This is a genomic window from Streptomyces sp. NPDC003456 (assembly GCF_042878735.1).
In the GTDB taxonomy this organism is placed as follows: Bacteria; Actinomycetota; Actinomycetes; order Streptomycetales; family Streptomycetaceae; genus Streptomyces.
The window spans coordinates 626,891-643,554 of sequence record NZ_JBIAOK010000003.1 but is presented as its reverse complement, the minus strand read 5'-3'; the positions used below and the strand labels follow the sequence as shown (position 1 = coordinate 643,554).

14 protein-coding genes are annotated in these 16,664 nt (G+C 74.3%); 6 read left to right on the top strand and 8 right to left on the bottom strand.

What is annotated here, in order from left to right; all coding sequences use genetic code 11:
* Positions 1-72 precede the first annotated feature (72 nt).
* The 3 genes from ACFYWG_RS13835 to ACFYWG_RS13825 form a co-directional block, all read right to left on the bottom strand.
* Positions 73-624, bottom strand: coding sequence for a YciI family protein (locus tag ACFYWG_RS13835; protein WP_383686012.1), 552 nt, complete (start codon positions 622-624; stop codon positions 73-75).
* Between the two features lie 179 nt (positions 625-803).
* Complete coding sequence (locus ACFYWG_RS13830; RefSeq protein WP_376323233.1) at positions 804-1,463, bottom strand: DUF4360 domain-containing protein; 660 nt, start codon at positions 1,461-1,463, stop codon at positions 804-806.
* Between the two features lie 448 nt (positions 1,464-1,911).
* Complete coding sequence (locus tag ACFYWG_RS13825; RefSeq protein ID WP_389201332.1) at positions 1,912-2,370, bottom strand: RrF2 family transcriptional regulator; 459 nt, start codon at positions 2,368-2,370, stop codon at positions 1,912-1,914.
* 127 nt (positions 2,371-2,497) lie between these two features.
* On the opposite strand from ACFYWG_RS13825, the gene ACFYWG_RS13820 reads away from it, so the two are divergent.
* Positions 2,498-5,386 carry a beta-galactosidase gene (locus ACFYWG_RS13820; RefSeq protein WP_389201330.1) on the top strand — a complete coding sequence of 963 codons (2,889 nt, stop codon included), beginning with the start codon at positions 2,498-2,500 and terminating at the stop codon, positions 5,384-5,386.
* Positions 5,387-5,422: 36 nt separating this feature from the next.
* Here the strand turns inward: ACFYWG_RS13820 and ACFYWG_RS13815 are convergent, their stop codons facing one another.
* Positions 5,423-6,937: an alpha-N-arabinofuranosidase gene (locus ACFYWG_RS13815; RefSeq protein WP_389201328.1), complete on the bottom strand. Its 1,515-nt coding sequence runs from the start codon at positions 6,935-6,937 to the stop codon at positions 5,423-5,425.
* A 347-nt stretch (positions 6,938-7,284) separates the two neighbouring features.
* On the opposite strand from ACFYWG_RS13815, the gene ACFYWG_RS13810 reads away from it, so the two are divergent.
* The 3 genes from ACFYWG_RS13810 to ACFYWG_RS13800 all read left to right on the top strand — a co-directional run bounded on the left by ACFYWG_RS13810 (position 7,285) and on the right by ACFYWG_RS13800 (position 10,714).
* Positions 7,285-7,896, top strand: coding sequence for a toxin-antitoxin system, toxin component family protein (locus tag ACFYWG_RS13810; protein ID WP_389201326.1), 612 nt, complete (start codon positions 7,285-7,287; stop codon positions 7,894-7,896).
* Positions 7,893-9,122: an MAB_1171c family putative transporter gene (locus tag ACFYWG_RS13805; protein WP_383502671.1), complete on the top strand. Its 1,230-nt coding sequence runs from the start codon at positions 7,893-7,895 to the stop codon at positions 9,120-9,122. The genes ACFYWG_RS13810 and ACFYWG_RS13805 overlap by 4 nt, the downstream gene beginning before the upstream one ends.
* Positions 9,123-9,313: 191 nt before the next feature.
* Positions 9,314-10,714 carry an NAD(P)/FAD-dependent oxidoreductase gene (locus ACFYWG_RS13800; protein ID WP_376323221.1) on the top strand — a complete coding sequence of 467 codons (1,401 nt, stop codon included), beginning with the start codon at positions 9,314-9,316 and terminating at the stop codon, positions 10,712-10,714.
* A gap of 66 nt (positions 10,715-10,780) precedes the next feature.
* Here the strand turns inward: ACFYWG_RS13800 and ACFYWG_RS13795 are convergent, their stop codons facing one another.
* The 4 genes from ACFYWG_RS13795 to ACFYWG_RS13780 all read right to left on the bottom strand — a co-directional run bounded on the left by ACFYWG_RS13795 (position 10,781) and on the right by ACFYWG_RS13780 (position 13,965).
* On the bottom strand, positions 10,781-11,644 hold the full coding sequence (locus ACFYWG_RS13795) for an SMP-30/gluconolactonase/LRE family protein (protein WP_385413250.1): 864 nt from the start codon (positions 11,642-11,644) through the stop codon (positions 10,781-10,783).
* A complete protein-coding gene (locus ACFYWG_RS13790) occupies positions 11,641-12,414 on the bottom strand; it encodes an IclR family transcriptional regulator (protein WP_376323217.1) in 774 nt (257 codons plus the stop codon). Before ACFYWG_RS13790 ends, ACFYWG_RS13795 begins: the two co-directional genes overlap by 4 nt.
* A 150-nt stretch (positions 12,415-12,564) precedes the next feature.
* The gene (locus tag ACFYWG_RS13785) at positions 12,565-13,809 is read right to left on the bottom strand and encodes a helix-turn-helix domain-containing protein (RefSeq protein ID WP_376323215.1); all 1,245 of its coding nucleotides are present in this window, start codon (positions 13,807-13,809) and stop codon (positions 12,565-12,567) included.
* 3 nt (positions 13,810-13,812) lie between these two features.
* Positions 13,813-13,965 (bottom strand): hypothetical protein, encoded by a 153-nt coding sequence (locus tag ACFYWG_RS13780; RefSeq protein WP_376323213.1) that lies wholly within the window; start codon positions 13,963-13,965, stop codon positions 13,813-13,815.
* A gap of 214 nt (positions 13,966-14,179) precedes the next feature.
* Here ACFYWG_RS13780 and ACFYWG_RS13775 point away from each other — a divergent pair, with 214 nt between their 5' ends.
* Together ACFYWG_RS13775 and ACFYWG_RS13770 are read left to right on the top strand one after the other, a co-directional pair.
* Positions 14,180-15,175, top strand: coding sequence for a DUF3068 domain-containing protein (locus tag ACFYWG_RS13775; RefSeq protein WP_389201321.1), 996 nt, complete (start codon positions 14,180-14,182; stop codon positions 15,173-15,175).
* A gap of 258 nt (positions 15,176-15,433) precedes the next feature.
* Positions 15,434-16,585: a glycosyltransferase family 4 protein gene (locus ACFYWG_RS13770; RefSeq protein ID WP_376323209.1), complete on the top strand. Its 1,152-nt coding sequence runs from the start codon at positions 15,434-15,436 to the stop codon at positions 16,583-16,585.
* The last annotated feature ends 79 nt before the right edge of the window (positions 16,586-16,664 follow it).

Genomic DNA, 16,664 nt, shown 5'->3' with positions numbered 1-16,664 from the left:
CGAGACCCGCACCCCCGGGAGGGCGGCGCACACCGGCGACGGCCGGTGCGCGCCGCCCTCCCGGGTTCTGGGTCAGCGGCGCCCGCCGCACTCCCAGTCGTGCACCTCGACGGCGTCGTACCGGTCCGGGGTCAGGACGGCACGCGCGCTCCCCGGGTCCGGCGCCCGCACCAGGGCCGCCGTGCCCAGCCACAGGGCGCCGTCGTCGGACAGCAGCGGCCCGTACGCGATCAGCTCGTCCCGCAGGGAGGGCGGCACCTCCAGGTCGGCGCCGCCGCCCGAGCCCAGCCCGAGGACGAGGTACCGCCTGCCGCCGGTGGGCCCGCCGGGGAACCGGGCCATCGTCCGCCCCAGCAGGTTGCGCCACCGCCGGATCAGGACGTCGCGGTACACCCCGGCCTGCTGGTTGGGCTCGTCGAAGGCGAACGCCCGGGCCGCGCAGGGGTCCGGGAGGTCGACGATGTGGACGCTGCCGGTGGGTGTCTCCCCGTCCTCGGCGAAGGTCGGTCCCCGCGCGATCAGTTCGGCCTCGAAGCGGTCCATGTAGGCCCAGTGCGCCTCGCCGAGTTCCCGGCGCAGCGGCAGGGAGCCGGGCCGGTCGCGGTGGTAGCAGAAGAACTCCATGGTTCATCCAACTCCACCGGCCGGGCTCGTGTCGCGGTCGCCGCCGCCGGACAACCTGCCGGCGGCCCCACGGGCCGTACGGGTGTGGTCATGAGGCCGGCCGGGGCGCACCCGGGCGCGCGGGCGGTGTCCGTCCCGCGCGCCCGGCAGCCGGCGGGCCGCGAAGTCCCCTCAGGCGGTCAGGACTTCTTCTTCTCCGGACACTCCTTCCACGCCATGTGGTAGACGGTGCTGATGTCCCCGTCGGTCGAGTCCATGGTCATGAAGCTGACCTTGTCGGGCGACTGCGTACCGGCGTTGACGCGGATCTCGGTGTTGATGTTGAAGTTGCGCTGCACTCCGCAGGGCGCCCAGACCAGTTGGGCCCAGTCCGTCTCGTCCGTGGCCTGCCAGTTGTCGTTGTAGGGGCCGGTGAAGGGGTGGTTGCGGTAGGCCGTGCTCGGCGAGCCCTGGAAGTAGTACGAGGCCCGCTGGGTCGCGCTCGCCCCGCGCTGGAGTGCGGCGAAGCCGCGGTAGTCCGCGCTGGCGATGGCGTACGTGAAGCCCGAGGGGACGTGGACGATCAGGTTGAGCTGGCAGTTCCTGCGGAAGGCGGTCGGGTCGGAGTTGCCCCCGGCCTGGGCCAGGTAGTCGCTGTAGGTCACCGTGAACGCCGTGTTGTCCTCGGAGACGGCCACCGCGGCGGTGCCCTGCGGGCAGCCGGAGCCGTTCACCGTGGCGACCTTGATGACGATCTTGTCCGGGGGCGGGTCGACGAACCCGGAGGAGGGCGGTTGCGCGGGCAGTGCGCTGGTGAGCAGCGCGGCGATCGCGCCGCTCAGGAGCAGGCCACCGGCCATGGTTCTCCCATCCGTGCGTGGGGGGTGGAATCGTGACGGAACGTGCGGCACAGCTGAACATGCGCATGACAAAGTGACAGGCGCATGTGCCCCCGGTTGTGACCGTTCCGTGGAGGAGCCGTGAAGGCCGGGGGCGGTCGCATCGTACGCAGGGCCGCGGACACGGGCCAGGGCGCTGTCCGGCCATTCACACTGGCGGAAAGGCCACCGGCCCGGGTGAGGCACGGCGGCCGGCCGCCCGGCGCGGCGTCCGCGCCGCGGACGGGCTCCCGGCGGGAGCCTCCCCTGACGGGACCCCGGCACGGGCCGTGCCCCAGGGCGCATAGGGTGCGTTGCACACGTGCGTCGGGATGCGCGGACCGCACACCGGCGCCGACCGCGTCAGAGCGAGGACATCCCGGGGACGGACATGAGGATCACGCACCGCGCGGCGGACAGCCGCCGCCCGTCAGGGGTTCTCCCAGGCCGCCGGCTCCGCCGCCAGCCGCTCCACCGGCTCGGGCAGGGCCCCGGCCGCCAGGTCGGCGATCGTCACGCCCTCCAGGATCCGGCGCACGTTGGCCCGCAGGGCGATCCACAGCGGCAGCAGCGGCTTGGCGGTGCCGGAGTAGGCGAGGCCGGTCGGCCGTTCCCCGCGGACCGAGACGATCGGTCCGTCCACGGCCCGGATCACGTCCGCGACACTGATCCGGTCCGCCTCCCGGGCCAGCCGGTAGCCGCCGCCCCCGCCCCGGCGGCTGTCGACGACGCCGCCGCGCCGCAGGTCGCCGAGGATCCCCTCGAGGAACTTGTGGGGGATGTCCTGCGCGGTGGCCACGGCCTCCGCCTTGACCGGCCCCTCATCCTGCCGGGCGGCCAGTTCCACGACCGCTCGTACCGCGTAGTCCGCACGTGCCGAGATCCTCATAGGACCATTGTCGCGGTCACCCTGTAGACATGGACGCACCACCGCCCCCCGGGCCGCCGCGGGCGGCCCCGCGGCAGCAGCGGAAGACCGGCACCACGCAAGGCATGGCACAACAGGAGGCGCTCCCTTGGAGCTCAGCAGGCGCACCTTTCACGCTCTCGCGGGCACGGCGGCGCTCGGCTTCGCGCTGACCGGCAGCGGGTCGCCCAGCTCCGCGACCTCGGGCCGGCCCGTGCGCACCGGCCCGCCGCCGCCGGTGCCGAGTGCCGACGGCGAACCGCACGAGATCCGCTTCGACCGGCACTCGCTGCTGGTCGACGGCCGGCGGCTGGTGCTGTGGGCGGGCGAGATGCACCCCTTCCGGCTGCCGAGCCCCTCCCTGTGGCGGGACGTGCTGCAGAAGATGCGCGCCCACGGCCACAACGCCGTGACCGCGTGCGTCGCCTGGAACGTCCACTCCCCCGCGCCGGGACGGTACGACTTCTCGGGCGTGCGCGACCTGGACCGGTTCCTGCGCACGGCCGCCGAGACCGGCCTGTACGTGGTGCTGCGGCCCGGCCCCCACCTCGGCGCCGACGTCGACGCGGGCGGTTTCCCGGGCTGGCTGACCGCCACCGGGGGCCGGGCCCGGACCGCCGACCCCGCCTACCTCCGGTACGCCGACGAGTGGCTGACGGCCGTCGACGGCGTGGTCGCCAAGCACCTGTTCACCCGGGGCACGGGCACGGTCCTGCTGTACCGGCTCGAAGACGCCCCCGGCACCGCCGCGGACGACCCGTCCTGGCGTGCCCACCTGTCCCACCTGTACGAGAAGGTCCGCGCCGACGGCATCGACGTACCGCTGTTCCACACCACCGGGGCGGGCCGGCCGTCCAGGACGGGTGAAGTCGCCCCCGCCCGGGGGCAGTTCCTCGGCAAGGGGGCCGAGCCCCTGGGGCGGGCCCCCGCGTTCCTGGCCGAGGCGGGCGGCGGCCGGTCCGACGCCTGGGGCGGCGCGGCCCTCGACGGCAAGGGGTACGCCGAGGCCCGCCGGACCCGGGACGCCGCCTGGCAGCGTCGCACCCACCTCGCCGACCTCGCCGACGGCGTCACGCTGCACAACGTCGGCATGACGTACGGCGGGACGTCCTGGGGCTGGCTGCCCGCACCGTCCGTCTACACCTCCTACGACTACGGCGCCGTCTTCGACGAGGCCCGCAACGCCACCCCCGGCCTCGCCTCGGTGCACGGGATCGGGCAGCTGCTGCGGTCCGTGCCCGACCTCGCCCGGCTGAACCCGGGCCGGAAGGTCCGGGCCGCCGACGAGCGGATCGAGGTCCGGCACCTGACCAACCCGGACACCGGCGCCCACGTCTACGTGCTGAGCAACGACACCGACGAGCCGGTCTCCGCCACGCTCCCCGACGCCGGCATCGACGTGCCGGTCACCGTCCCGGCCCGGGACGCCAAGCTGATCGCCGCCGGACTGCGGCTCGGCCGGCGGACGATGGTGTACTGCTCCGTGCAGCCCATGCTGAGCCTGACCGCGGGCCGGCAGGACATCGCCGTGTTCGCCGGGCGGCACGGCGACCTCGCCCAGGTGGTGCTGGACTGCGCGGACGAGCCGACGCCCATGCGGCTGGACGCCGAACCGGCCTGGGCGTACAACCTGGGCAAGCTGAACGTCTCCGTCCCGCTGGGCGCCGGCGGACTGAGCCGCGTGCGGGTCGAGGGCGACGGCGTCGACACCCCGATGCTGCTGCTGTTCGCCGACGACGCCACGGCCCTGCGGCTGTGGCCCCACGAGACGCCGTCCGGCCACCTGCTGGTCTACGGCCCGGCCCTGCTGCGCTCGGCCGTCCTGCGCGGCTCCACGGTCCACCTCACCGGCGACACCGTCGGCGCGACCGGCCTGGAGGTCTGGGGGCCGCGCGGGATCACCCACGTCACCTGGAACGGGCGCCCGGTGCCCACCCGCGTCTCCAACTCCGGCAGCCTGCTCGCGCTGCGCCCGCTGCCCGGCGTGACCCGCCCGGCCCTGCCCGCCCTGACCGGCTGGCGGCGGCGCACCGAGAACCCGGAGGCCGAACCCGGCTTCGACGACGCGGACTGGACGAAGGCCGACCGCACGACGTCCTTCAGCACCACGCCCGTACCCGACGGGCAGCCCGTGCTGTTCGCCGACGACTACGGCTTCCACTACGGCGACGTCTGGTACCGGGGCGAGTGGACGGGCGGCGGCGGCGCCGAGTCCGTCTCCCTGTCCTTCAGCACCGGCACGCAGGGGCTGCTGATGGCCTGGCTGGACGGGGAGCCGCTGGGCACGCACCGCATGCCCGTGCCGGACGAGGAGCGCACCGGGCAGGGCACGTGGACGGCGAAGGCCGTCTTCGACCTGCCGGAGGACCTGCGCGCACGGCTGCGCGAGGAGCCCCGGGCACGGCACGTGCTGTCCGTGCTCGTCCGGCCGATGCAGCACGACACCGACGAGGGGGCGCGCGACACGCACAAGGCCGCCCGCGGGCTCACGGCCGTGACCTTCCGGGGCGCCTCCCCGGAGGTGACCTGGCGCATCCAGGGCGCCGCCGTACCCGACCCCGTGCGCGGGGCGCTGAACAACGGCGGCCTGTACGGCGAGCGGGAGGGCTGGCACCTGCCGGACCACGACGACCGGGACTGGAAGGAGGCCGAACTGCCGCGCGCGGACCGGCGGCAGGGCGTCACCTGGTACCGCACCCGCTTCCGGCTGGACGTCGACCCGGGCGTGGACGCCTCGGTCGGCCTGGTCCTGGACGACGACCCGGAGCGGGCCTACCGCGTGCAGGTCTTCCTCAACGGCTGGAATCTGGGCCAGTACATCAACGACGTAGGGCCGCAGCACACCTTCGTGCTGCCGAACGGGATCCTGCGCACACGTGGTGCCAACACACTGGCGCTGGCGGTGCTGTCCGACGGGACCTCCCCGTCCGGGCCGGGCGAGGTGCGGCTGGCCCTGCTGGGCGCCGCGGCCGGAGGCGTGCCCGTCGAGCCGGTGTGACCGGCCCGTGCGCCGGGCGCGGGCCGGGGCGCCCCGTCACGCCAGGCGGATGACGTTCCAGGACAGCGGCTCCAGGACGGCGTCGAGCGTGCCGGCGCGCAGGACCGTGCCGTCGACCGGGTGCGGGGCGACCCGCTCCGGGTCGTCGAGGGTGTTGCGGGCGTCGGGGTCGGGGTCCGCGAGGGCGCTGTGCTCGACCACCGACGACAGCCCGAGGGCGCCGAGGGCGACCTCCAGCGGCAGCGCCTCGGTCCGGCAGCGGTTGACGGCGAACACGGTGACCGATCCGTCCTCGCCGCGCACGGCGGTGGCGTGCAGCAGGTCCGTCTCGCCGTACTTGGCCGTCTCGTGGGTCGGGGAGTCCACCCGGACGTCGAGGACCTCGCCGCGGCCGTACCGCGACGCCTGCGCGAACGGGAAGAACGTGGTCTGCCGCCAGGCCGGGCCGCCCGGCTCGGTCATGATCGGGGCGATGACGTTGACGAGCTGGGCGAGGCAGGCGACGGTGACGCGGTCGGCGTGCCGCAGCAGGGCGATGAGCAGCGAGCCGAGGACGACGGCGTCGGTGACGCTGTAGCTGTCCTCCAGCAGGCGCGGCGCCTCGGGCCAGTCGTGCTGCGCGAAGGTCTTGGCGCGGGCCTCCCACTCGGGCAGGTACCAGACGTTCCACTCGTCGAAGGACAGATCGATCCTCTTCTTCGACTTGAGTTTCGCGCCCACGTGGTCGGCGGTGGCGACCACGTCCTCGATGAAGGACTCCATGTCGGCGGCGGAGGCGAGGAAGGAGTCGAGGTCGCCGTCCTCGGGCCAGTAGTAGGCGTGCAGGGACACGTGGTCGACGAGGTCGTACGTCTCCTCCAGGACCGTCGCCTCCCACGCGGCGAAGGTCGGCATGGACCGGCTGGAGGAGCCGCAGGCGACCAGCTCGACGCCGGGGTCCTGCTGCCGCATGGCCCGGGCGGTCTCGGCGGCGAGACGGCCGTACTCCGCGGCCGTCTTGTGGCCGGTCTGCCAGGGGCCGTCCATCTCGTTGCCCAGGCACCACAGGCGGATGCCGAAGGGGTCCTTGTCGCCGTGGGAGACGCGCAGGTCGGACAGGGCGGTACCGCCGGCGTGGTTGGCGTACTCCTGGAGCTCCAGGGCCTCGGCGACACCGCGGGTGCCGAGGTTGACGGCCAGCATCGGCTCGGCCTGCGGGCCGATCGCGCGCAGGAAGCCCATGTACTCGGACAGGCCGAAGCGGTTCGTCTCGGTCGAGTGCCAGGCCAGGTCGAGGCGGCGGGGCCGGTCTCCGGCCGGGCCGACCGAGTCCTCCCACCGGTGGCCCGAGACGAAGTTGCCGCCCGGGTAGCGGACGGCGGTGACGCCGAGTTCGCGGACCAGGTCCAGGACGTCCCGGCGCAGGCCCTTGTCGTCGGCGGCGGGATGGCCGGGTTCGAAGATGCCGGTGTACACGCAGCGGCCGAGATGCTCCACGAAGGAGCCGAAGAGGCGGGGGTTCACGTCGCCGACGGTGAACGCGGGGTCCAGGGTGAAGCGGGCGGCTCGCATGGTCGCCTTTCGGGTCGGGGAGTCGGGCGGGTCGGGGGGTCCGAGGCGGTGGCGGCGGGAGGCGGCGACGAGGAGGTGTTCGATATATCGGCCGACGGTCGCTTTTCCGAACGGGACCGTAGGTTCGAAGCCCGGGCGCGTCAATGGGTCCGGCACGGGCCGCCCTCCGGGCCACCGCGGCCGGGGCGCACCGGGCGGAGACCGATCGCCGGTGCCGGGGCGCGCCGGGCGGGAACCGGTCGGCGCGCGGTGCACTTCGGGCGCGCGATCGCATGACGCGCGCACTTTCGGGCGCGTACCCTCGGACGGGCTGCCCAGCCGTCGGCCGGGGGTGAGAAGGGGGAGCGATGGACATCGCGGGCGCGCGGACGATGGCCGCCCGAGTCACCGCCGCACTCGGGCGTTCCCGCGGCGGTTCCGCCATGCGCGGCCTGGCCGCCGAACTCACCGCCGCGGTCCGCAGGAGACCCGAAGTGCCCTCCGACGTACGGGAGTTGTGCCGGGCGTTGTGCGAGGAGATGAGTGCGCGGCGGGACGGCCGTCCCGTGCAGCTGCGGTTCGAGCGGTTCCCGGACGAGATCGAAGTGACCGGCCTGTGGGTCGAGTTCCAGGACTTCGACCTGGTCATCGTCGAGGAACGGGCCGAGGCGGTGCAGCAACTGGTGATCCTGGGACACGAGTTGTGGCACCTGCACGCCGGGCACGGCCACCACCACGGCGTGGGCACGGCGGCCGCCCACGCGTTCGCCGACCGGCCCGGCTGGCAGGACGTCGCCCTGGCGGTGGCGGCCCGCAACGGCTCCCGGGAGCGCGACGAGGCGGAGGCCGACGTGTTCGGCCACCGGCTGGCGGCGGGATGCCGGGCGCTGCTGCCCGGAGGGCGCGGCCCGGACGTCCCCCTCGAACCCGTGCAGCGGTCGCTGGGCTACCGGGGGCCGCGGGGAGGGACGGCACGGTGACGACGGTGGCGCTGACGCCGGTCGAGTTCGTCAACCAGTTCTACCCGAACTTCTGGTGGATCCCCGCCGGGATCCTGGCCGCCGCCCTGGCCATCAAGCTGCCCAGCATCATCCGGCTGTGGAAGGACCCGCTGCTGCGCGCGGTCGGCGGTCTGCTGCTGCTCGCCTGCGCGGTGTTCGTCTTCGTGGCCCCGTCGACGATCGCCCGGGTCAACCGGCTGACCGGGGTGGCGAACTTCTCCGGCCCGTGGGTCTACTCGCTGCTCACCGCGTTCTGCGCGTCCTGCCTGCTGCTGATCATCACCTGGCGCAACGGCCTGGCCGACCGCTCGGACCGCACCCGGCGCGCGATGCACGGGGTGGTGGTCGTCTACTCGTGCGTGATCGTCGCGATGTGGGTGCTGTTCGCTCTCGCGGACGTGCCGGAGGAGCGGCTGCGCGATCTCGACACGTACTACGCCAACACCCCGTACATGCGCGAAGTGATCGTGCTCTACCTGCTCGCGCACACCGTGGCGGCGGTGGTCACCAACGGGCTGATCTGGAACTGGATCCGCACCGACGGGCTCGACTCGCTGCTGCGCTGGGGGCTGAAGTTCCTCGGTGTGGGCTACGCGGCGCAGTTGTTCTTCGACGCCGCCAAACTGACCGCCGTGGCGGCCCGTTGGGCCGGGCGCGACCTGGACTGGCTGAGCACGGCCGTCGCCCCGCCGCTCGCCTGCCTGTCCGCCGTGCTGATAGCGATCGGCTTCATCATCCCGCACGCCGGGCAGTACCTGCACGGCCGCTGGCACGTCCGGCTCGCCCACCACGAACTGCGGCCGCTGTACCAGCTGATGAAGACGGTCGACGGCGACGGTGTCCCGTTCCTGCTGCGCGCCACCCCGGAGTTGCGGCTGGTCCGCAGGGAGACGTTCATCCGCGACTGCCTGCTGCCGCTCGCCCGGTACATCGACGAGGACCGGCGCGGGCGGTACCACGACGCCGCCCTCGCCCTCGGGCACCCGCCCGACCGGGCCAAGGCACTGGCCTCGACCGCGGCGATCCTGGACGCCGTGGAGGCCAGGAGCCGGACCCGGGAGGACGACGGCGCCGGTGCGCGGGACACCACGGACCTGCTGCGCGAGATCGGCGCCGTGTCGCGGGCCCTGCGCCGCACGGACGACCTGCGGGCGATCCGCGCCCGGGTGCCCGACCCCGCCGACGGCAGATCGCTCACGGGCTGACGGCGCTCGTCCCGCACCGGGGGGTCGCGGACGCGATACGTGAAGGTACGGTGAGAGCCGTCCGGAACAGGAGCCTGCATGGCTCGAAACCGTTGCCCACGCACGGTGTTGTGCGTCGCGCGGCCGGGGGCCGGGCGCCGGGGAAAGCCCTCAGGGCGGGGGAGCCGTCATGGCTGAGTGCGAGGAGTCGCATGTCGCGTAGAGCTGTCGTCATCGGTGCGGGACTGGCCGGCATGCTGGCCGCGGCGGCCCTGTCCGCCGTCGCGGACGAGGTGGTCGTGCTCGACCGCGACGACCTGCCCGAGGGGCCGGAGCACCGCCGGGGCCTGCCGCAGGGACGTCACGCGCACCTGCTCCTGGCGGGCGGCCTCGCCCCGATGGAGGACCTGGTGCCGGGTGTGAGCATGCGCAAGCACCTGCTCGCCGCCGGCGCCCACGAGATACCCCTCGGGTCGGGCATGGTCGTGCTCACCCCCGAGGGCTGGTTCCGCCGCTGGCGCCACCCCGGGCCGCGGATGCTGACCTGCACCCGCGCGCTGCTCGACTGGGCGGTGCGGGCCGCCGTACTGGACAACACGGGGGTGGTGATCCGCAAGGCGCAGGTGCGGGAGCTGACCGGATCGCGGCAGCGGGTCACGGGGGTCCTGCTGTCGACGGCCGCCGGCGAGGAGCGGCTCGACGCCGACTTCGTGGTCGACGCCAGCGGGCGGGGCTCGCGGATCGTGACCTGGCTGGCGCGGCTGGGCGTCGACGACGTGCGGGAGAAGACGGTCGACGCCGGCCTGGTCAACGCCACCCGCCTCTACCGCACCCCCGAGGGCGCCGAGCGCTTCCCGCTGACCATGGTGCAGGCCGATCCGTACCGGGGGCGGCCCGGCCGCAGCGGCATGGTGCTGCCGATCGAGGGCGGCCGCTGGATGGTGAGCCTCGCCGGCACCCGCGGCGGCGGTGAACCGCCCTCCGACCCCGACGCGTTCCTCCGGTACACGCTGGACCTGCCCGATCCCGTCGTGGGCCGGCTGATCTCCGGCGCGGAGCCGCTCACCGACGTGCACGTCAGCCGCAGCACCAGCAACCACCGCCGGTTCCTGGAGAAGGTCCGCTCCTGGCCCGAGCGCCTCGTCGTCCTCGGCGACGCGCTGGCCACGTTCAACCCCGCCTACGGGCAGGGCATGTCGGTGGCCGCGCTCGAAGTCCGGGAGCTGGAGCGGGAGGTGCGGCGGGCGGGCCTGGAGGACCCCGGCCTCGCCCGGCGGGTGCAGCGGCGGGCGGCCCGCCCGGTCCAGGCCGCCTGGACGATGGCGGTCAGCCAGGACGTCTGGTTCCCCGGGACGCGAGGCGGCTCGCCGGGCCTCGCCGACCGCCTGGTCACGGCGTACACCCGCCGCATGATCCGCACGGCGACCGGTTCGTACACCGCGGCGTCGGCGGTCTGGGACGTGATGAGCATGACGACCGGCCCGGAGCGGCTGCTGCGGCCCTCGACCGTGCTGGCGACGCTGAGCGGTCCGCCGCTGCCGCCGGCGGTGGGCGCGCCGCTGACCGAGGAGGAACGAGCCGTCCTGCGCCGGCTGGACAGGACGGGACGCTGACACGGGGCGGGAAGGAACGTTACGGCGGCCGCGGCCGCCCTCCTCCCCCGCCCCGTACGGCCCCTCTCAGCCGGCGAACACCGGCTGGGGCAGGCCCCGGCCCGCGCCCGGCACCACGAACAGCGACCCCGCCAGGGCGGGCGGGCCGGTGAGGCCGGTGCGCGCGGTCGTGACGTACAGATCGCTCAGCCCGGCCCCGCCGAACGCGCAGGCCGTCACCAGCGGCACGGGCAGGGCGACCACCCGGTCCAGCCGTCCGTCCGGGGTGTAGCGCCGGACCGCCGAGCCCTGCCACAGCGCGACCCACACGCACCCGTCGGCGTCCACGGTCAGCCCGTCGGGCAAGCCCGCGCCCTCCTCGATCACGGCGAGCGTCCGGCGCCCGGACACCCGCCCGTCCGCGTGGTCGAAGACGTCGACGCGCCGGGTGGGGGTGTCGATGTAGTACATGAGCCGCCCGTCGGGGCTCCACCCGGTGCCGTTGCTGACGGTGACGTCGTCCAGCACGGTCTCGGCCGAGCCGTCGCCGGTGAGGCGGGACAGCGTCCCTCCGCCGGGCGCCTCGTCGTAGCGCATGGTCCCGGCCCACAGGGAGCCGTCGGGCGCGACGGCGGCGTCGTTGGCCCGGCGGCCGGGGACGGGCTCGTGGCGCAGCCAGCGGAAGCCGCCGCCGGCGTCGCCGTCCTCGGGGTCGAGCAGGCCGACCCCGTCCCGGAGGTTCAGCACCAGCCCGCCGCCGGCGCGGGGCCTGACCGCGCCGACGTGCTGCTCGGTGCGGCGGGTCGTACGCCGTCCGGTGGCCGGGTCGTACGTGTGCACGCGGCAGCCGAGGATGTCGATCCACAGCAGCCGGCCGGCCGCGGCGTCCCAGGCCGGGCCCTCGCCCAGCTCGGCCTCCGCGCGTACGGCGACCTCGTACGGCGTCCTCATACCGCGCTCCGGTGCCCGAGGTGCTCGGACAGCTCGGCGGCGCCCTTCGCGGCCAGCTGCTCCAGCTCCTCCCGGCGCTCCTCGCTCCAGCGGATCATCGGCACGGAGATCGACAGGGCGGCGACCACCTGCCCGGTGCGGTCGCGGACCGGCGCGGCCACGCAGGAGACGTCCGGGTTGGACTCGCGGCTCTCCACCGCGATGCCCCGCTCCCGGATCCCGGCGAGGGCCTCGCGCAGCGCCGCGGGGTCGGTGATGCTGTTGGGGGTCATCGCGGCCAGCTCGGCGCCGTCGGGGATGCGCGCGGCGAGCTCCGCCTCGGGGAGGGAGGCCAGCAGCATCTTGCCGACGGAGGTGCAGTGCGCGGGCAGGCGGCGGCCGGCCGCCGACACCATCCGCACGGCGTGCGTGGAGTCCACCTTGGCGATGTAGATGACGTCGGTGTCCTCCAGGATCGCCACGTGCACGGTCTCGTCGCAGGTCTCGGCGACGGACCGGGCGACCTGCTGCCCCTCGGCGGCCAGGTCGAGCTGCTCGGCGTAGCGGGCACCGAGCTGGTACGGGCGCACGCCGAGCCGGTAGCGTCCCGGCTGGCCGGGCACGGGGACGATGTACTTGCGCGCGGCGAGCGTGGTGACCAGCTCGTGCACGGTGGTGCGCGGCAGTTGCAGCCTGCGCACGATGTCGGGGGCGGAGAGCGTCCCGTCCCCGTCGAGGAAGAGCTCCAGAATGTCGAGAGCCCGGGTCACGGCTGGTACGAGGCGTCCCACGACCGGCCCCTCCCTGTTCATCAGCGCCCGCGTTCGAGATTTCAACAGGCGATCGGCATGACGAACACAGGCTAGTCATTGCGGTGGGGCCGGGCAATGGGCGGCGGCCCGGAAGCGGAATCAGCAGAGCCGGGGCGGCCGGAACCCCGGTCACCGTCGCCCCCGGGGACCCCCCAGTTCTCCCCTCAGTCGCTGGGCGCGCAGGACCAGTTCGAGTTCGAAGCGGCGGTCCGGGTCGTCTATCTCGTCGCCCCACAGTTCGCGGATCTGGCGCAGGCGGTAGCGGACCGTCTGGGGGTGGACGCCCAGGCGGGCCGCGACCTCGGGGGCGCCGCCGCGGGTCTCCAGCCAGGCCAGCAGCGTCTCGGCGAGGCGGCGGCCGTGGGTGGGGCCGCAGTGGGCCAGGGGGGCCAGGCAGCGCAGGGCCAGGTCGTCGATCAGTTCCTCCGGCTGGAGGAGGACCAGCGCCTCGGTGTGCTCGGTGCAGTGGAGGACCTCGCCGGAGGGGAGCAGGTCGCGTTCCATGAGGCGGACCGCCGCCTCCGCCCAGCGCAGCGACTTCGCGGCGTCGGCCGGCGGGACCGGCGGGCCGATCGCGCCGGACCAGCCGGCCAGGGCCCGGTGCAGCAGTTCGTGGCGGCCGGCCGCGTCCGGCTCGGGGACGACCATGCGGGGCTGCTCGTACTCCATGTCGAGCAGGACGCCCTGGCCCACGGCGGGGGCCATCGCCTCGCGGGCCGGGCGCAGCAGCACGCCGACCGCGACCTTCTCCGGCACGGGCCAGCCGATGCGGGCGGCCCGTTCGGTGAAGGCCTCGGTCGGGTCGCCCCGGTGGTGCTCGGCCAGCAGGAGCTCCATGAGGCGGCGCTGAAGCCGCAGGCGTTCACCGGCCTGGCGGGCCGCCGCCTCGGCGTAGCCGCGCACGGACTGGTCGACCAGGCCGTCGAGGTACTCGTAGCCGGCGTCGACGAGTTCGTACATCGCCGGGGGCGGGATCTGCACGCGCTGGCCGATGTCGGCGAAGCGGCGCCAGGCCATGCGGACGCCCATGCGGTAGATGGCCTGGAGGGAGTCCAGGGAGCGCCCGTTGAGGCCCTCGCCGCGGCCGAAGTCCTGGAAGACGCCGGGCGGGACGGTCGGGCGGCCCTCGGAGTGCTCCAGGTGCTGCACGAAGACCTCGATGGCGCGGCGGATGCCGACCAGGGCCATCGGCTCGCCGGAGTCGTCGAGGACGACCGGCAGGTGCGGGTACTCGCGCTGGATCTCGCGGAGGATCTCCTCGGCGAGCCCGGGCGCCTCGGCCATGACGGTCGCGGCGAACCGCCGCACCTGCAGGCGCGGTACGTCGTGCCAGGCGGAGCGGGTGGTGACGGTTCCGGTGCGGGCGGCCGTCATCGGTCAACTCCCCTGCCCGGACCGCTCGTACGTGATCAGGGGCGTGTTCGGCTGGTCGGGCGTGGCGTCGAGCAGCGCGACCACGCCCAGCGCGGCCCCCACGGCGAGGGCGGCGGCGAGCGCCACGGTCAGCGCGGCAGCGAGCAGTCTGGACATCGCAGGGTCAGCCTCTCTGTCCCGGATTCGCCCGGAATGCGTCCGGAGGTCGCCCCACCCCGGCGCCCCGTCCCTGCTGTCGCGCCCAGTCTCGACAAGCATTGACACCCCGTCAAGAGCGGCCTACGGTTCCCGGCCCAGCCGCACGTGCGCTTTCCGCCGCCGTGCCGGTCCTCTCGTACGTCGAGCCGTCCCAAGCCACTGGAGTGCCCGGATGCGCCGTACAACCTCCCCGTTTTCCCTGGTCCTGCTGGGTCTCGGCACGTTCCTGCTGGTGCTGGCGCCCCTGCTCGCCTGGTACGTGCAGCCGCGTGCCGCGGTGAACCCGATCGACATCGACACGACCGCCGTCTACGTAGGCCGGGGCAGCGTCTTCGACACCGACCGGATCGAGACGGTGCCCGACCGGAAGATCACCGTGACCCAGCGGGTGCGGGGCGACGTCGAGGACAGCGAGCGCAGCGGCAACGCCGTCTGGGACGTGACGACCACGGTCGACACCGACGCGTCGCTGCCGGCCGCCGATCCGCACGACGCGCTGGACTTCGTGCCGCACCGCTGGGTGATGGACCGCAGGACCACCCGGCCCGTGCACTGCTGCGGGGAGAAGCCCCACATCGAGGGCGAGGCCTATCTGAAGTTCCCCTTCGACGTGCAGAAACGCTCCTACCAGTGGTGGGACAACACCCTGCGGGGCACGGTCGAGCTGCGCTACCGCGGCACCGAGAAGGTGCAGGGCTACACGGGCTACCGGTTCACCGGCTCCGTGCCGCCGACCAGGACCGGCACCCGCATGGTGCCCGGCAGCCTCGTCGACCAGCCGCGGCGCCCCCAGGTCCTGGCCGAGGAGTGGTACTCCAACCACGGGTTCGTGCTGGTCGTCGACCAGGCCACCGGACGCGTGCTGTACGCGCAGACCGGGCCGCGGCGCACCCTGCGGGCGCCGGGCGCGGAGAAGGACGCGGCGGTGCTGCTGGACAGCGAGAAGGTCGCCTTCACGCCCGCCACGCAGCGGGAGGCCGTACGGCAGGCCAAGCGGGACAGCGGGCAACTCCGCCTCGTGGGGACGACGCTGCCGATCGGCGCCGGGATCGCCGGTCTGCTGCTCGCGGTGGCGGGAGGCGTTCTGGTGGCGCGTGGGCGGAAGGAGCCGGAGCGGCCTGTTCCGTCCGATACGCCCCCTTCGCCCCAGCCCTCTCTCACAAAGTGATGTGACGTCAGCGTCGACAAGGGCGGAAATTGTCACGCCGGTGAGTAGCCGTGGCGAACGTCCGGGCGAAAACTGTCCAACCCCACCCCGAGCACGAACCGTCCACACTCCCCTCCTGGAAAGCGCCCAGGCCCCTCACCGGCCCACCCCCCTGGGACCGGCCGGCTCCCCGCACCGCCCCCTCACCCCACCACCCCGCCACGACCCCCACGTCTTCCCCACGCTGAGTTCCGCACCCCGAGACGAGTTGGAGCGTCCATGCCCCAGCACGTACCGTCCCAGCTGCGCACCGCGCCCTCCGGGGCGCCGCAGCACCTTCCGGCGCTCCCCCCACAACCGCGCCGGATCGTCTTCCTCGCCCACCGCGACCTGGACAATCCCTCGGCCGGCGGCTCCGAGCTGCTGGTCGACCGGCTCGCCGACGGCCTGACCCGCCTGGGCCACCAGGTGACCCTGCTGTGCGGCGGCCCTGCCTCCTTCCGCGACTACCGGGTCGTGTCGGCGGGCGGCCCCTACGGCCACTACCTGCGGGCCCGTTCGGCCTTCGCCCGGCAGGTCGGCGACTGCGACCTGCTGGTCGAGGTCTGCAACGGCATGCCGTACCTGGCCCCGCTGTGGCACCGCGGGCCGACCCTGACCCTGGTCAACCACGTCCACACCGACCTGTGGGGCATGCGCTTCGGCGGGCCGCTGGCCCCGGCGGCGCGCCTCGGCCGAAGACTGGAGCACTGGGCGCTGGCCGGGCCGTGCCGGCGCAACCTGCTGGTGGCGGTGTCGTCCTCCACGGCGCACGCGCTGCGGGGGATCGGGGTCGCGCGGGAGCGGATCCGGGTCGTGCACAACGGCGTCGAGGAACCGGGGCCCGAGGCCGGGCGTTCACCGGAGCCGCTGTTCGTCGCCGTCGGGCGCCTGGTCGAGTACAAGCGGATCGACCTGCTGCTGCGCCTGTGGGAACGGGTGCGGCCGGTGACCGGCGGCCGGCTGGTGATCGTCGGCGACGGCCCGGAGCGGGAGCGGCTGGAGCGGCTCGCCGGGCCCGGCGTGGAGTTCACCGGGTACGTCTCCGAGGCCGAGAAGCACCGGCTGCTGTGCGCGGCCTGGCTGCTGCTGCACCCCTCCGCCGTGGAGGGCTGGGGGCTGGTCGTGACGGAGGCGGCCGCCCGGCGGACACCGAGCGTGGCCTTCGACGTGCCCGGCCTGAAGGACTCCGTGGTCGACGGCGAGACCGGGGTCCTCGCCCGGGGCGAGTCGTCGTTCGCCGCGGCCTGGTGCGCGCTGGCCCTGTCGGCGGAGCGGCGGGAGCTGATGGGCAAGGCCGCCCGGGAGCGGGCCGCGCAGTTCCGGTGGGACCGGACGGTACGGCAGTTCCGGGTGGTGGCCGCGGAGGCGGTGCGGAGCTGGGCCCCGTGACGTCGCCCCTGCGCCGCGTCGGTGACGCGGTGTCACGTGTACGCGCCGGGCACGGCCGGCCGCGTCCCCGCGACCCCGC

Coding starts and splice junctions, on each gene's coding strand:
- ACFYWG_RS13835 (WP_383686012.1), bottom strand. CDS start 624: ATGGAGTTCTTCTGCTACCACCGCGACCGGCCCGGCTCCCTGCCGCTG.
- ACFYWG_RS13830 (WP_376323233.1), bottom strand. CDS start 1,463: ATGGCCGGTGGCCTGCTCCTGAGCGGCGCGATCGCCGCGCTGCTCACC.
- ACFYWG_RS13825 (WP_389201332.1), bottom strand. CDS start 2,370: ATGAGGATCTCGGCACGTGCGGACTACGCGGTACGAGCGGTCGTGGAA.
- ACFYWG_RS13815 (WP_389201328.1), bottom strand. CDS start 6,937: ATGCGAGCCGCCCGCTTCACCCTGGACCCCGCGTTCACCGTCGGCGAC.
- ACFYWG_RS13810 (WP_389201326.1), top strand. CDS start 7,285: ATGGACATCGCGGGCGCGCGGACGATGGCCGCCCGAGTCACCGCCGCA.
- ACFYWG_RS13800 (WP_376323221.1), top strand. CDS start 9,314: ATGTCGCGTAGAGCTGTCGTCATCGGTGCGGGACTGGCCGGCATGCTG.
- ACFYWG_RS13795 (WP_385413250.1), bottom strand. CDS start 11,644: ATGAGGACGCCGTACGAGGTCGCCGTACGCGCGGAGGCCGAGCTGGGC.
- ACFYWG_RS13785 (WP_376323215.1), bottom strand. CDS start 13,809: ATGACGGCCGCCCGCACCGGAACCGTCACCACCCGCTCCGCCTGGCAC.
- ACFYWG_RS13780 (WP_376323213.1), bottom strand. CDS start 13,965: ATGTCCAGACTGCTCGCTGCCGCGCTGACCGTGGCGCTCGCCGCCGCC.
- ACFYWG_RS13775 (WP_389201321.1), top strand. CDS start 14,180: ATGCGCCGTACAACCTCCCCGTTTTCCCTGGTCCTGCTGGGTCTCGGC.
- ACFYWG_RS13770 (WP_376323209.1), top strand. CDS start 15,434: ATGCCCCAGCACGTACCGTCCCAGCTGCGCACCGCGCCCTCCGGGGCG.